Origin of the sequence: Nakamurella leprariae (assembly GCF_016918035.1) — a bacterium.
Classification (GTDB): domain Bacteria; phylum Actinomycetota; class Actinomycetes; order Mycobacteriales; family Nakamurellaceae; genus Nakamurella; species Nakamurella leprariae.
Genome location: NZ_JAERWK010000023.1, coordinates 16,102 through 30,885 on the forward strand (window position 1 = coordinate 16,102; position 14,784 = coordinate 30,885).

Consider the following 14,784-nt stretch of genomic DNA (forward strand, 5'->3'; position numbering starts at 1 on the left):
CATGGGGCCGCTCGATCCGCCGGACCCGCGAGGAGCTCCCATGCCGGTAGTCGCCGACGCCCCGCATCCCGACCGGCCGTGGCGTCGCCCGGGCCGGTTCGGGTACGCGCTCACCCGGATCCGCGGTGCACTGCGCCCGCCGGTGACCGTCACCGAACCCGATCCCGGCAGCCTCGTCGTGCACCGGGACGTCCCCGTCCCCACCCGGGACGGCACGGTGCTGCGGGCGAACGTCTTCCTGCCCGCTGGTCCGGGGCCGTTCCCGGTCATCCTCTGCGCGCACCCGTACGGCAAGGACACGTGGCCGACCCGGACCCGCCGGGGCCGGATGAAGGTCGACTTCCAGTACCGGATCCTGCGTCAGGCCGGCCCGGTCGCCTTCTCCGCCCTGACCACCTGGGAGTCACCCGATCCGGCCCGCTGGACCGCCCGCGGGTACGCACTGGTGAACGCCGACCTGCGCGGGGCGGGCACCTCCGAGGGCACCGGCTCGCTGCTGTCCGACCTGGAGGCCCGCGACGTGGCCGACCTGATCGACTGGGCCGGGACCCGGGACTGGAGCACCGGGTCGGTCGGCATGCTGGGCGTCTCCTACCTGGCCATCTCGCAGTGGAAGGCCGCCGGTCTGCACCCCGAGCACCTGAGGGCCATCGTGCCGTGGGAGGGCCTGACCGACGCCTACCGTGACCTCGGGCACCCGGGCGGCGTCCGCGAACGCGGGTTCATCGTGCTGTGGGGCCGGGTGCTGCGCCGGGTCCGGCTGGCCGACCGCCTCGACGAGGAGACCAAGCGGCGGCCGCTCCTGGACGAGTACTGGCGGTCGAAGGTGCCCGACCTGGCCGCGATCGAGGTACCGGCGCTGATCTGCGGCAGCTTCTCGGACAACAACCTGCACAGCCGCGGCTCCATCCGGGCGTTCGAGCAGATCAGCTCGACCGAGCGGCACCTGTGGACGCACCGCACCGGCAAGTGGTCGGCGTTCTACTCGTCCGAGGCCCAGGCCGCGCAGCTGCGCTTCCTGGACCGGCACCTCAAGGACCAGTCGGGCGCACCGTTGCCGCCGGTCCGGCTGGAGATCCGCGACCGGGGCAACCGGGTGGTCGAGATCCGGGACGAGCAGGAGTGGCCGCTGGCCCGCACGGCCTGGACGCCGCTGCACGTGACGACGACCGGGCTGACCAGCACCCCCGCCGCGCAGTCCGGCGCCGTCGACTTCGACAGCCGCACCGGTGGGTTCGGGGTGGGCTGGACGGTCCCGCAGGACACCGAGCTGACCGGGCCGATGGCGGCCCGGCTGTTCGTCTCGCTGCAGGACCCGGCGGGTGCACCGGGCGTCGGGTCGCTGGACGCCCGGCTGTTCGTCGGGGTGGAGCAGTGGCGCCGCGGCAGGTTCGTCGGCTACGAGGGCTCGTACGGCTTCGGGCACGACCGGGTCACCACCGGCTGGCAGCGCGTGTCGCTGCGGAGGCTGGACGAGGCTGCGTCCCGGCCGTTCGAGCCGATGCCGACGTTCGACCGGCCGGAACCCGTCCGCGCCGGACAGATCGTCCCGGTGGACGTGGCGCTCGGGCCGTCCGCGACGCTGTTCCGGGCCGGGGACCAGCTGCGGCTGGTCGTCGCCGGTCGCTGGCTGTCGCCGCGGAACCCGCTCACCGGTGGGCTGCCGGCCAACTACGAGACCGGTCCGCGGGTGGCCGTGACGCTGCACTGGGGACCGGAGCACCCGTCCCAGCTGCTCGTGCCGGTCATCCCGCGCTCGTCGTAGCCGCCGTCCGGTCGGTGGCAGGGGATCAGGGCGCGCGCCAGGAACGCAGCCGGGCTGCGGTCTCGGGAACGGTGCTCGCGCCGATGGTGACCGCGATGACCAGGTCGTACGCGGGGTCGTCCGGCGCGTCCAGGCTGATGCCGTTCAGGCCGAGGAAGACCACCACAGCGAGCCAGCCGAGGCGCTTGTTGCCGTCCACGAGCGCGTGGTTCCGCACGATCGATTCGAGCAGGGCGGCGGCCTTCTCGTCGATGGACGGGTACGCGTCCTGCCCGAAGACCACGGTGGTCGGGCGGTGCGCCGCCGAGTCGAGCAGGCCGTGATCGCGGACCGGCCCCACGCCGAGGTCCGCGATCAGGACGAGCAGGTCCTCGGTGGTGAGGAACTCGGTCACTGACCGAGCCGGTCCAGCAGATCTGCGTACCGGGCCCGGGCGCCGGCGGACAGCTCGCGGACTCGCGCGCTGTGCACACGGCGGGCTGCGGTCTCCATGATCGCTCGCACGGTGGCCTCCTGCTTGCTGACCTGGTCGACCTCAGCCAGCAGTGCGAGTGCCCGTTCCTGTTCGTCGGTGAGACGCAACGTCATCGCCACTCAACAACGGTATCACTGTGATACCACCCTCGGTCCGGCTGGTCGGCTCCGAGGAACCAGTGACTGCGGCCCAGGACCGTCGAGGTCAGCGCGGCTCCAGCTCCGCCAACTCGGCCAGCACCCGCCCGGTGTGCACCACACCCAGCTGCTGGGTGGCCCGGGTCACCGCGACGTACAGGTCGTTCCAGCCCCGCTGCGACGCCTGCACCATCCGGCCCGGCTCGACCACCACGACCACGTCGAACTCCAGGCCCTTGGCCTGCCGCACGCTCAGCACCGACACCTGCGGCGGCAGATCGGTGCCGGGCGCGGTGGTCGCCGCGGGCAGCGCGGTCGCCAGCGCCCGGCGTACCGGACCCACCAGGTCGTCCGGGACGAGCACGGCCAATTGCCGTTCGCCGAGCTGCTCGGCCTCGTCCGTGACCGCTCGCACCACGGCCGGCACCAGCCCGGCCGGGTCCGTGACGGCCCGGCGCCACGGCCGGACCCCGGTGGCGCGGACCGAGGTCGGCGCCTGCAGCCGCGGGTCGATCCGGCTCAGTACCCGCGCCGCGACGGCCATGATCTCCTCGGGCGTCCGGTAGTTCACCGTCAGCGGCTCCAGGTGCCAGCGGTCCCGCACGTACGGACGCAGCACCTTCTGCCAGGATGCAGCGCCGGCCGGGTCGCTGGTCTGGGCCAGGTCGCCGACCAGCGTCATCGACCGCAACGGGTTGCGCCGCATCAGCACCCGCCAGGCCATGGACGACAGCTCCTGCGCCTCGTCCACGATGACGTGCCCGAAGGTCCACTCCCGATCGCTGCCGGCGCGCTCGGCGGTCGAGGTCAGCGACACCAGCTCCTCCTGTCGCTCGGCCAGGTCGGCCGCCGAGACGATGCCGAGCATCCCGGCCAGCCCCTCGCCCTCGCCGTCGGGTGAGGTGTCCATGAGGTCGAGCACCTCCTGTGCGTACGCGGTGCGCTCGGCCCGCTCGCGGTCCTGCTGGCCACGCGCCGCGTCCGGGACGTCGCCGAGCAGTTCGGCCGCCTCGTCCAGCAACGGCACGTCGGACACCGTCCACACGGTGTCCGACAGGTGCTCGGCGACCGGCCGCTCCAGCAGGGCCCGCTGGCGGTCGGTGAAGTCGGGGGCCGCGAACCGGAGCCGGCGCGGCGAGGCGTACAGCTCGCTGAGCACCTGCTGCGGGGACAGCGCCGGCCACACCCGGGACAACGCGGCCGCCACCGCGGGGTCGGTGGCCAGCTCGCGGCGCAGCGAGTCGCGGTCGTCCTGGGTGAACACCAGCCGGTCACCGGACTCACCGCCGGCCCGGACCCGGCCCTGCTCCAGCCGTTCCACCAGTTGCCGCAGCAACTGATCCAGCACGGAGCGCAGGAACAGCCGTCTGGCCTGGTTGTGCGGCAACCGGGAGTGCCAGGCCCGCTGCTGGGCCCGCTCCAGCAGCGCGCGGTCGGCGGTCAGCGCGCCACCGGGTGCGCCGCCGAACGGCACGGTGATCGGCTCCCTGGGCATCCGCTGCCGGTCCAGGACGGCGTTGGCCAGCACGGCCGCCATCGACGTCCGGCCTTTGATCGCGGCCACGGCCGGGTCGTCCAGGGCGGTCGCCCGGACTCCGGGGAACAGCTCCCCCGGCGTGGTCAGCACCACCGCGTTCTCGCCGAGCGACGGCAGCACCTGCGAGATGTAGCGCAGGAACGTCTCGTTCGGTCCGACCACCAGCACGCCGCGGTGCATGAGCTGTTCGCGGTGGGTGTAGAGCAGGTAGGCCGCCCGGTGCAGCGCGACCACCGTCTTGCCGGTGCCCGGCCCACCCTGCACCACCATGACGCCGCGGTGGTCGGCCCGGATGATGCGGTCCTGCTCCGCCTGGATGGTCTCGACGATGTCGCCCATCCGTCCGGTGCGGGGCGCGTTCAACGCGGCCAGCAGCGGGCCGTCGGACGTCGGGTCGGCCGCGGTCACCCGGGCCAGGTCGGCCTGGTCGAGATCGGAGACGTCCAGGTACTCGTCGGCCAGGGACTCGACGACCCGCCGGCGGGTACGCAGGTGCCGACGACGCTGCACGCCCAGCGGCGCGGCCGCGGTGGCCACGTAGAACGGCCGGGCCGACGGGGCACGCCAGTCCATCAGCAGCTGCTGGTGGTCGCCGCGGTCGTCGAAGATGCCCATCCGGCCGATGTAGGCCCGGTCCCCGTCGGTGAAGTCGAGCCGGCCGAAGCAGAGCCGGTCCTCGGCCGCGGTGAGCGCGACCAGCGATGCCGCGTGGCGCGCGTAGGCGATGTCACGCTCCACTCGCCCGCCCGGGGTGTTGTCGCTGTCCCGGATGTACCGGTCGCGCAATGCCACGGTCTCGACGCGGAGCGTGTCCAGACGCTCGTACAGCCGGGCGACGTACCGCTGTTCGGTCGCCAGGTCGGTCGGGACGGCATGGCCGTTGCGGTCGGCGGGTGCGTCCCTACGGGACAGCTCGGTGGATTCGGCCGGACGCGACGCCGCCGGACCGGGCGAGCTGGCTGCCAAGTCGGTCACGATTCCCCCAGAGGCGGCGCGGGTTGCGCCGGGTTCTGCGATGAGAGCGGGCGCCGCGAACGGCGCCGCCGGTGCCGACCGGTCCGTCGTCGAGCACCGGGCCGACGGGCGGACCGGGCCTCGACCGCACCGGTCGGAGCAAGCGATCCACTCTACCCGCGCCGGGCCCCCGCCGGCCCGGTCAGGTGACGCGGACTACGGCCCTCCCAGCTCCGGACGGGGGACTGGGTACCGTGCCAACTGGTCCGCCAACTGGTCCGCCAACTGGTCCGCCAACTGGTCCGGGACGGGTCTGCCACCTGTTCGGCCGCCTGGTCCGCCTGGTCCGCGTCCGCCCGGACCGCTCGTCGATGAGGGAGTGTCCATGTCCGTCCTGCCCAGGTCCGCCGTTCCGGTCACCGGGACCGATCAGTCCGACCCGGCCGGTGATCTGCTGCACGGACCGGCCGCCGACTCGTCGGTCCGGCCCCAGGACGACCTGTTCCGCGCGGTGAACGGCACCTGGCTGCGCGAGGCGGAGATCCCCGCGGACCGCCCCGTCGACGGGGCGTTCTACCGGCTGCGGGACGAGTCCGAGGCGGCCTGCCGGGTCATCGTCGAGCGGGCTGCCCAGGAGTGCGCCGCGGTGCCGGTGCCGGAGTCCGGGATCGGCAGCCCGGCGACCGCGCTGCCGCCGACGCAGCTGATCGGGCAGCTGTACCGCTCGTTCATGGACACCGAGCGGTTGGAGGAGCTCGGCCTGCGCCCGCTGCGTGAGCAGGCGGAGGTCATCGGGGCCATCGACGACATCCCGTCCCTGGTCACCGAGATGGGCGCGCTGCGCCGGCGGGGCGTGCCCGGCGCATTCTGGCTGGAGGTCGACACCGACCCCGCCCGCCCGCAGGGCTACATCACCAACTTCTGGCAGGGCGGTCTGGGTCTGCCGGACGAGTCGTACTACCGCGAGGAGCGGTACGCCTCGGTGCGCGGGTCCTACCGGGAGCACGTGGAGCGGATGCTGGGCCTGGCCGGGCTGCCCGACCCGGCGGCCGCGGCGGGGCGGGTGTTCGACCTGGAGACGGAGATCGCTGCCGCGCACTGGGACCGGGTGCGCTCCCGGGACCAGGACCAGACCTACAACCGCCGGGACCGCGAGGACGTCGACGCACTGCTGTCGCGCGAGCTGCTCACGGCCTGGGCGATCGGCGCCGGTGTCTCGCAGCGGGTCCTCGACGAGGTCGTCGTCCGGCAGGTCAGCTACTTCGAGCAACTGGGCCGCATGCTCACCGAGGACCGCCTCGAGCAGTGGCGGGACTGGTTGACCTGGAAGGCCGTGCACGCGATGGCCCCGCTCGGCCCGGACGAGCTGGTGCAGGCCAACTTCGACTTCTACGGCCGCATCCTGTCCGGCACCCCGCAGCTGCGGGAGCGCTGGAAGCGCGGTGTCGGCCTGGTCGAGCAGTCGGTGGGCGAGGCGCTCGGCGAGCTCTACGTGGCCGAGCACTTCCCGCCCACCGCCAAGGAGCGGATGGACGTCCTGGTCGGCCACCTGCTGCAGGCCTACCGCCGGTCGATCACCGCGCTGCCGTGGATGAGCGAGGAGACCAAGGTCCGGGCGCTGGACAAGTTGGGCGCCTTCACCCCGAAGGTCGGGTACCCGGTCCGTTGGCGGGACTACACCGGCCTGGTCTTCGACCCGGACGACCTGCTGGGCAACGCCGCCCGCGCGGCGGCCTTCGAGTGGGATCGGGACCTGGCCAAGATCGGCGCCCCGGTCGACCGCGACGAGTGGTTCATGACCCCGCAGACCGTGAACGCCTACTACAACCCGGGCATGAACGAGATCGTGTTCCCGGCCGCGATCCTGCGGCCGCCGTTCTTCGACGTCGACGGGTCGGACGCGGCCAACTACGGCGCCATCGGCGCGGTGATCGGGCACGAGATCGGCCACGGCTTCGACGACCAGGGAGCCAAGTACGACGGCCGCGGCGCGCTGCACGACTGGTGGACCGCCGCCGACAAGGAGGCGTTCCAGGCGCTGACCGCCCGGCTGATCGAGCAGTACTCGGCCCTGGAACCGGCGCAGCTCCCCGGTCAGCACCTCAACGGCGCCCTCACCGTCGGCGAGAACATCGGCGACCTGGGCGGTCTCGGCATCGCGTTGCAGGCACTGACGCTGGCCGGAACCGCCGGGGGTGATCCGGCGAAGGGTGTGCAGGCCTTCTTCGCCGCCTGGGCGCGGGTGTGGCAGTCCAAGATCCGCGACGAGCAGCTGCAGCAGTACCTGGCCATCGACCCGCACTCGCCGGCTGAGTTCCGTTGCAACCAGGTGGTGCGCAACCTCGACGAGTTCCACCGGGCGTTCGAGGTGCAGCCGGGTGACGGGATGTGGCTGGATCCGCAGGAGCGCGTTCGGATCTGGTGAGCCGGTCGACGGTCAGCGGACCACGCGGTAGCCGAACCAGGGCATCGGCTCGGTCGTCACGGCGATCGGCTGCAGGTCGACCCGGGTGCCGCCGGCCAGGCGGAACAACGGCACCCCGTCGCCCAGCAGGATCGGCGCCACGGACACCCAGATCTCCTCGAGCAGCCCGGCCTGCAGGCACTGCCGGGCGACGTCGGCGCCCAGGATGTTGACGTCCCGGTCGCCGGCGGCGGTGCGGGCGGTCTCGACCGCGGTGGTCAGGTCGCCGACGTAGCGGACGTCCGGGGTGTCGGTCTTCGGGTGATGGGTCAGCACCACGCTGACCCCCGACCACTGCCCACCGAACGCTCCCTCGGCGTCGGTGCCGGCGTTGGGGTCGTCGCCGCCGAAGGTCCGGTTGCCGATGAGCAGGCTGCCGCTGCGGGCCATCAACGCGTCCGCGACCGGGTCGGGCGCACCGGTGACGAAGCGGCTGAGCCAGGACATGTCGCCGCCGACGCCGGCGATGTAGCCGTCCAGCGACATGGTCGCCGAGGAGAACAGCATGATCGGTGGTCCTTCCCCGTGCCCGGTGAGGCCCGCGACCCGGGCGTTCCCGGGGCAGACGCTGCCACTGGACAGAATGCATCGCCGCCACCGTCGGGCGAGCCGCAGGTCAGCCGGCGACCGGCACCCACCACGGGTCCGGCGACGGCGCACCCTCACTGAGATCGACCCGGGCACCCGGCCGCGGCGTCACCACGGTGATCCCGGCGCCGGCCGCGGCCAGCAGCCGCTCGATCGGCTCGCCCCAGGCGTGCAGGGCCAGGTCGAAGGTGGCCCAGTGGATGGGCAGCATGACGGCGTCCCCGCCCAGATCCAGATGGACCTTGACCGCCTCCTCCGGATCGAGGTGGATGTGCGGCCAGGACGGGCCGTACGCACCGATGGGCAGGATGGTCAGGTCGAACGGGCCGAGGCGCTGCCCGACCTCGGCGAACGCCGGGGTGTACCCGGTGTCGCCACCGAAGAACACCCGGTGCCGCGGGCCGGTGAACGTCCACGAGCTCCACAGGCTGGTGTTCCGCTTGAAGCCGCGTCCCGAGAAGTGGCGTGACTCGGTGCACGTCGCGGTGATGCCGGCGACCTCGACCGTCCCGTCCCAGTCCAGCTCGACGATCCGGTCCTCCGGTACCCGCCAGCGACGCAGGTGCTCGCCGACGCCGCGCGGCACCAGGAACGGCGCGCGCTGGGTGCGCAGCAGCGTGCGGACCGTCGGCAGGTCCAGGTGGTCGTAGTGGTCGTGCGAGATGACGATCGCGTCGACCGGCGGCAGGTCGGCCAGCGGCATGGGGACCGGGTGCATCCGGGCCGGACCGACCAGCGGTGAGGGCGACACCCGCTCGCCCCACACCGGATCGAGCAGCAGTCGCGCGCCGTCCAGCTCCAGCAGCACGCTGGCGTGCCCGAACCAGGTCGCCGCGAGATCACCGGCCTGAGCCGGTATCTCGGGCGTGGCCACCGGGATGGAGCGAGCCGGCTTGCCGCGGTCCCCGCGCTCGGCCATGGCCCGGCTCATGTCCAGCACGGTGCCCGGCTCGAGGGTCCTGGTCGGGATGGTGTTCCGGAACTGGCCGTCGGCGAACTGCGGGGCGTCGGCCGCGGCCCGGGCGATGCGCCGGGAGGACGCGCCCATGGCCAGCGGCAGCCCCCGCAGGGCCTGGCGCAGCCACACCGCGCCGACCGTGGCGCCCACCGCACCGGCGGCGGTGCCGATCACCGTGGTGGGGCGGACGGGCAGGGACCGGCGAGCGCGACCACGCCCGATGGAGATGCGAGCCATCGGTCGATGATGCCAGCGGTGATCGGTCCGGCCGTGCGCCGTTCACGGAGGGCGGAGCGCGGCACGGACCGGCGGGCCGCCCGGTGGAGTGGATATGGTCCGCCGGTGACGACGTCCTGGGGATGGCGGCCGTGCACGCTGCCCGGTGCCTGGACGGCGCTGGTGATCGGGTGTCTGTCGTTCACCCCGTCCCTGCTGCCCCGACCGGCCCTGTTCCAGGGCGTGGCCTTCGGTCTGACCGCCGCCCTCGGGTACGCGCTGGGGGTCACCGGCGCCTGGGTGTGGCGGGCGCTGGCCGAGCGGCCTGCGCGGCGGCCCACGCCCCGGTCGTGGCGGCGCCTCGTCATCGGCGGTGGGCTGCTGCTGGTCGTGTCGTACGGGCTGGGGCTGTGGTGGCAGTCCACCGTGCGCGGCCTGTTCGGGCTGCCCGGCGAGGCCGTGCTCGGTCACCTGCTGTTCCCGGTCGGGGCGGTGCTGGTGTTCGTCGGGCTGCTGGCGGCCGCCCGCGGTGTGCGGTGGGTCTTCCGTCGGCTGGCCCGGGCGCTGACCGGACGGATCGGCGGGACGGCCGCCCGCGCCGTCGGCGCGCTCGTCGCCGCCGCGATGACCGTCCTGCTGCTCAGCGGTGTGCTGTGGAACGGCATGCTGCGCCTGGCCGATCGGAGCTTCGCCGCGCTGGACGCGACCACCGGGGCGACCGCCAGTCGGCCGACCACGCCGGAACGCTCGGGTGGGCCCGGCTCCCGGGTGCCGTGGGACTCGCTGGGCATGCAGGGCCGCAACTTCGTCGGCCGGGGCCCGACGGCCGACGAGATCGCCGCGTTCACCGGCGCGAGCGCGCCGACCCCGGTGCGGGCCTACGCCGGCGTCGACTCGGCCGCGGACGTCGAGGACCGCGCCCGGCTGGCCGTCGAGGACCTGGAGCGGGCCGGTGGCTTCGACCGCGGGTACCTGCTGGTCGCCGGGACCACCGGAACGGGATGGGTGGACCCGGGGGCGCTGACCGCCTTCGAGTACGAGACGGGCGGCGATTCGGCGGCGGTGGCCATCCAGTACTCGCACCTGCCGTCCGCGCTGTCGCTGATGGCCGACCAGGACCGGGCCCGGATCGCGGGCCGGGCGCTGTTCGACGCCGTCTCCGAACGCTGGCTGGCCCGCCCGGCGGACGACCGTCCCCGGCTGTTCGTCTTCGGGGAGAGCCTGGGCTCGTTCTCCCTGGAGGCCGCCTTCAGTGGTGAGCGCGACCTGCACAACCGGACCGCCGGCGGCCTCTTCGCCGGCCCACCGAACTTCAACGTCCTGTACCGCGAGTTCACCGATCACCGTGACGCGGGCAGCCCCGAGATCAGCCCGGTGTTCCGGGACGGCCGGACCGTGCGGTTCTCCGACCTCCCCTCGGCCCCGGCCGCGCCGGCTGACCGCCCCTGGCCGGACAGCCGCGTGCTGTACCTGCTGCACCCGTCCGACCCGATCACCTGGTGGAGTCCGGAGCTGCTGTGGCGACGTCCGGACTGGCTGGCCGAGCCGCGCGGGCGGGACGTCTCGGACGCCATGGTCTGGATCCCGCTCGTCACCTTCTGGCAGGTCACCCTGGACCTGGCCGAGTTCGTCGAGACACCGGACGGCCACGGCCACACGTTCACCCGGGAGTACGTCGACGGCTGGGCACAGGTGCTGCAGCCACCCGGGTGGACCGCTGCGCGGGCCGAGCAGCTGCGGAAGCTGCTCAGCGACTGACCGGCGCCATGGAGGATCAGTCGTCGGCGGCCTCCGCGCGGGCGCTGGCGCCGCGGCGCAGCAGCAGCTGCGCGCCGGGCAGACCCTGCACGATGGTGCCCACGGCGTCGAGGTGCTCGATGAGCTCGTCCAGCTCGGGGATCAGTTCCACCAGGTTGCGGACGGCCGGCACGGACAGCTCGGTCAGCTCCGGCAACACGTCGAGGGCCCGGGCGATGGCCACGACGTGCGCCGGGGTCAGCGAGCCGGCCAGCTGCTGCACGACCGGGGTCATCGCGCGCAGGTGCGGATCGAGCGTCTGCACCAGGACGGCGGTCCGGTCGACGGCGACCGTGGCCGCCCGCACCGCGTCGCCGGCCTCGATCACCACCGTCCGGACCGACGCCACCTGGTCGTCGACGTGCCGCAGCAACGCCTCGATCCGCTCCAGGATCTCCAGCACGCGCGGCACCAGATCGAGCACCTCCCGCGGGACGGCCAGCACGGCGCCGGCGACCTTGGTCACGCCCTCGGCTGTCGCCTCGGCCGCGGACCCGACGGCGGCTGGGACGCTGGCCACCGTCGACAGCGTCCCGGAGACCAGGGCACCCGGCAGGGAGACCAGCCGGGCGAATGCGGACCCGCGGCGCCGAGGTTGGGATGCCGCCGGGGCGTCAGGACCGGTCATGGGTCAGCTCCCGGAGCGTTGTGGGGACTCGGCCGACGCCCACCTGCCGTCGGGGACGGGGTGCGGCCAGCATCCACCGGGCAACGGCCGGACGGAACGGCGGAGTTCCCGGGCCATCCCCGGAAACAGGTTGGCCGCGAGCGCATCGACCCGGCAGGCTGCCCGGTGTGCTCATCCGCCGTGAACGCCCCGACGACCACGACGAGGTCGCCGCCGTGACCGGTGCGGCGTTCGCGCTGCCGGCGGGATCCGGCCCTCCGGTCGAGGTCGCGCTGATCGGCGCGCTGCGAGCCGAGGGCTCGCTGCTGGCGGCGATGACGCTGGTCGCGGTGGATCCTTCCGACGCCGGTGCGCAGGTCATCGGCCAGGTCACCGCGTCCCGGGGGACGATCGCCGGCCGCCCGGCGGTGGGTCTGGGACCGGTCGCGGTGCGACCCGACCGGCAGCACGGCGGCGTCGGGTCCGCGCTCCTGCACGCGGTGCTGGGCGCCGCCGACGCGCTCGGCGAACCCGCGGTGGTGCTGCTCGGCGACCAGCGCTGGTACGCCCGGTTCGGATTCCGGCCGGCGTCCGCCGTCGGGGTGGTGTCGCCGGACCCGGCCTGGGGCGACCACTTCCAGGTGCGGACGCTCAGTGCCTGGACCGACGCGCTGGCCGGGCCGTTCCGGTACGCGCCGGCCTTCGACGGCCTGGAGTGATCGTCTCGGTCCGAGATCACGGGTGCCGCCGCAACTCCCGGTGGTCCTGCGTGCCTCGAGCTGCCAGTGGGCGTTCGCCGCATCGGGCAGCGCGCAGTTCATCGGCGGACGAGCGACAGCTCCCGGACGCCGTTGGACAGACCTGCAGGTTGCGACGGCGACGAGCCGTCTCAGACCGCCAGCCGGGCCGCCGGCGGCAGCGCCGCCGCGTCGCCCACCGGCCAGTGCAGCGGGTCCGGACCCAGCGCGGTCAGCTCGGCCACCTGCACCTGACCCCACGGGGACAACGGGTCGGCCGCCCCGTCGCCGCGCGGGTCGGCGGCGGCCACGAACTCGGCCCACGGCTGCCACCAGCACTCGGCCACCTCGGTCGGATCGGGCTCCGGGACCGCGACCGGCCCGGTCAGCACGCCGCGGAACACCGGGCACAGCTCGTGCTCGACGGTGCCGTCGGCCATCACCGCGCGGTACCGGAACCGGGGGAGCACCAGCTCGAGCGTGACCCCGTGGACGCCGAGTTCGGAGGCGAGCCGCCGGTGCACGGCCGCATCGATCGGCTCGCCCGGACCGGGGTGCCCGCAGCAGGTGTTGGTGCGCACCCCCGGCCAGGTCGTCTTGCCGAACGCCCGCCGGGTCACCAGCAGCCGGCCGTCGGCGTCGAACAGGTAGCAGGAGAAGGCCAGGTGCAGCGGGGTGTCCGGGCCGTGCACCCCGGACTTGTCGGCCGTCCCGACGGCCGCGCCGTCCTCGTCCAGCAGCACGACCTGTTCGACACCACTCACCGTTGGGACGCTCCTGTTCCTCGTGGTCGTTGCTGGCATGCCGTCGGCGCTGGGTGGCGGTGGCTCATCGGGCGGTCACGGGGCGCGGAGGCCGGGCAGTCCGGCGGCCCGGGCCATCGCGGCCTCCTCCTGCCGGATCCGCACCGTCAGCAGCCCGGCGTTCAGCACGGTGAACACCACGGCCGTCCACCACGCGGTGTGCACCAGGGGCAGCGCGATCCCCTCGACCACCACGGCCACGTAGTTCGGGTGCCGGAGCCAGCGGTACGGGCCGCGGGTGATGGGTGGCAGCCCGGGCACCACCACGATCCTGGTGTTCCAGCGCGGGCCGAGCGTGAGGATGCACCACCAGCGCAACGCCTGGGCGGCCACGACCAACGCCAGCATCGGCCATCCGAGCCACGGCAGGAACGGCCGGTGCAGGATCGTCACCTCGAGCAGCGCGCCCAGCAGCAGACCGGTGTGCAGCACCACCATGAACGGATAGTGGCCCTGGCCGGTCTCCACCCCGCCGCGCCGGGCCGCCCAGGCCGAGTTGCGCCGGGCCACCACGAGTTCGACGACGCGTTCACCGGCCACCGCGACCAGCAGCAGGATGTACGGGACGTACCGCGCGTGCGTGTCGATCAACGGTGCGGCCCAGCCGGTCTGGCTCACCAGCACAGCAGCACCACCTCGGCGCCGAACCCTGGCCCGAGGGCCATCATCACGCCGGGCGTGCCGGCGCGGGGACGTCGCCGGGTCAGCGTGTCCTCCAGCACGTGCAGCACCGACACCGAGGACAGGTTGCCGACGTCGGCCAGCGATCGCCAGGTCGGCTCCAACGCTGCCGGCGGCAACGCCAGCACGTCCTGGATGGCCTCGATCACCTTGGGCCCACCCGGATGGCTGACCCAGCCGGTGACCTCGTCGACGGTCAGGTCGTGCTCGTCCAGCAGCCCGCGGATGTCCGGGCCGAGGTACTGCCGGGTCAGCGCCGGGACGCCGGCGTCCAGCACCACCCGCAGGCCGTGCGTGCCCAGGTCCCAGCCCATCACGTGCTGGGTGTCCGGGTAGAGGTGGCTCCGGGTGTCCACCACCGTCGGGCCGGCGATGCCGTGCCGGTGGGCGTACTCGGCGCCCACCGCGACGACCGCGGCGGCGCCGTCCCCGAACAGCCCGCTGGCGACGAGATTCGCCATCGACCGGTCGTCCCGCTGCAGGGTCAGCGAGCACAGCTCCACCGCGACGAGGACCGCGACCTGGTCGGGATGGCCGAGGAGGTAGTCGTGCATCCGGGCCACGCCGGCGGCGCCGGCCACGCAGCCGAGCCCGAACAGCGGCATCCGCTTGAGGTCGGGCCGGAAGCCGACCCGGCCGGCGATGAGGGCGTCCAGCGACGGGACGGCCAGCCCGGTGGTGGTGGTCGACAGGACGAGGTCGACGTGCTCGGCCGGGACGCCGGCCTGGGCCAGCGCCTTGGTCACCGCCGCAGTGGCCAGCTCCGGTGCGGCCTGCAGGAACAGGCCGTTGGCGTCGGTGAAGTCGGTGAGCTCGCGGTACCGCGACAGCGGGAACGCCAGATGACGGTGCTCGACCCGGGTGTTGGCGTGCAGCCGCTGCAGCGCGGCCAGGGTGACGGGTGCGGTGCCGCCGTCGCCGTCGGGGCTGCTCGCGCCGCTGGGACCCAGCACGACCTCGGCGAACGCCCGGGTGATCTCGTCCTGCGGATAGCGGTGCTCCGGCACCACCGCGTGCACCGCGGCGAGGGTGGTCATGTCGGCCACCCTACGGCCGGGCCGGTGC

13 protein-coding genes are annotated in these 14,784 nt (G+C 73.7%); 4 read left to right on the forward strand and 9 right to left on the reverse strand.

Annotated elements, in window-relative coordinates:
- Nucleotides 1–40 precede the first annotated feature (40 nt).
- Nucleotides 41–1,765 (forward strand): CocE/NonD family hydrolase, encoded by a 1,725-nt coding sequence (locus tag JL106_RS17125; RefSeq protein WP_205261978.1) that lies wholly within the window; start codon nt 41–43, stop codon nt 1,763–1,765.
- A gap of 25 nt (nt 1,766–1,790) precedes the next feature.
- On the opposite strand, the gene JL106_RS17130 is transcribed toward JL106_RS17125, so the two are convergent.
- The 3 genes from JL106_RS17130 to JL106_RS17140 form a co-directional block, all read right to left on the reverse strand.
- A complete protein-coding gene (locus JL106_RS17130; RefSeq protein WP_205261979.1) occupies nt 1,791–2,159 on the reverse strand; it encodes a type II toxin-antitoxin system death-on-curing family toxin in 369 nt (122 codons plus the stop codon).
- Complete coding sequence (locus tag JL106_RS17135) at nt 2,156–2,359, reverse strand: CopG family transcriptional regulator (RefSeq protein WP_407940195.1); 204 nt, start codon at nt 2,357–2,359, stop codon at nt 2,156–2,158. Before JL106_RS17135 ends, JL106_RS17130 begins: the two co-directional genes overlap by 4 nt.
- Nucleotides 2,360–2,444: 85 nt before the next feature.
- Nucleotides 2,445–4,889 carry a HelD family protein gene (locus JL106_RS17140; RefSeq protein WP_328842559.1) on the reverse strand — a complete coding sequence of 815 codons (2,445 nt, stop codon included), beginning with the start codon at nt 4,887–4,889 and terminating at the stop codon, nt 2,445–2,447.
- A gap of 364 nt (nt 4,890–5,253) precedes the next feature.
- Between JL106_RS17140 and JL106_RS17145 the strand changes: the two genes are divergently transcribed.
- Nucleotides 5,254–7,293 (forward strand): M13 family metallopeptidase, encoded by a 2,040-nt coding sequence (locus JL106_RS17145; protein ID WP_205261981.1) that lies wholly within the window; start codon nt 5,254–5,256, stop codon nt 7,291–7,293.
- 12 nt (nt 7,294–7,305) lie between these two features.
- Here JL106_RS17145 and JL106_RS17150 read toward each other — a convergent pair whose 3' ends face one another.
- Together JL106_RS17150 and JL106_RS17155 are read right to left on the reverse strand one after the other, a co-directional pair.
- Complete coding sequence (locus JL106_RS17150; protein ID WP_205261982.1) at nt 7,306–7,839, reverse strand: dihydrofolate reductase family protein; 534 nt, start codon at nt 7,837–7,839, stop codon at nt 7,306–7,308.
- Nucleotides 7,840–7,948: 109 nt separating this feature from the next.
- The gene (locus tag JL106_RS17155) at nt 7,949–9,115 is read right to left on the reverse strand and encodes an MBL fold metallo-hydrolase (RefSeq protein ID WP_205261983.1); all 1,167 of its coding nucleotides are present in this window, start codon (nt 9,113–9,115) and stop codon (nt 7,949–7,951) included.
- A gap of 105 nt (nt 9,116–9,220) precedes the next feature.
- Here JL106_RS17155 and JL106_RS17160 point away from each other — a divergent pair, with 105 nt between their 5' ends.
- Nucleotides 9,221–10,852 carry an alpha/beta hydrolase gene (locus JL106_RS17160; RefSeq protein ID WP_328842560.1) on the forward strand — a complete coding sequence of 544 codons (1,632 nt, stop codon included), beginning with the start codon at nt 9,221–9,223 and terminating at the stop codon, nt 10,850–10,852.
- Between the two features lie 16 nt (nt 10,853–10,868).
- Here JL106_RS17160 and JL106_RS17165 read toward each other — a convergent pair whose 3' ends face one another.
- Entirely contained in the window at nt 10,869–11,519 is a 651-nt protein-coding gene (locus JL106_RS17165; RefSeq protein WP_205261985.1) for a hypothetical protein, read from the reverse strand.
- Nucleotides 11,520–11,686: 167 nt separating this feature from the next.
- Here JL106_RS17165 and JL106_RS17170 point away from each other — a divergent pair, with 167 nt between their 5' ends.
- Nucleotides 11,687–12,217 (forward strand): GNAT family N-acetyltransferase, encoded by a 531-nt coding sequence (locus JL106_RS17170; protein WP_205261986.1) that lies wholly within the window; start codon nt 11,687–11,689, stop codon nt 12,215–12,217.
- Between the two features lie 170 nt (nt 12,218–12,387).
- On the opposite strand, the gene idi is transcribed toward JL106_RS17170, so the two are convergent.
- From idi to JL106_RS17185, 3 genes are all read right to left on the reverse strand, one after another.
- On the reverse strand, nt 12,388–12,999 hold the full coding sequence (gene idi, locus JL106_RS17175) for an isopentenyl-diphosphate Delta-isomerase (protein WP_328842561.1): 612 nt from the start codon (nt 12,997–12,999) through the stop codon (nt 12,388–12,390).
- A gap of 75 nt (nt 13,000–13,074) precedes the next feature.
- Complete coding sequence (locus tag JL106_RS17180) at nt 13,075–13,659, reverse strand: isoprenylcysteine carboxyl methyltransferase family protein (RefSeq protein WP_236007887.1); 585 nt, start codon at nt 13,657–13,659, stop codon at nt 13,075–13,077.
- A complete protein-coding gene (locus JL106_RS17185) occupies nt 13,653–14,756 on the reverse strand; it encodes a type III polyketide synthase (RefSeq protein WP_205261988.1) in 1,104 nt (367 codons plus the stop codon). Before JL106_RS17185 ends, JL106_RS17180 begins: the two co-directional genes overlap by 7 nt.
- Nucleotides 14,757–14,784 lie beyond the last annotated feature (28 nt).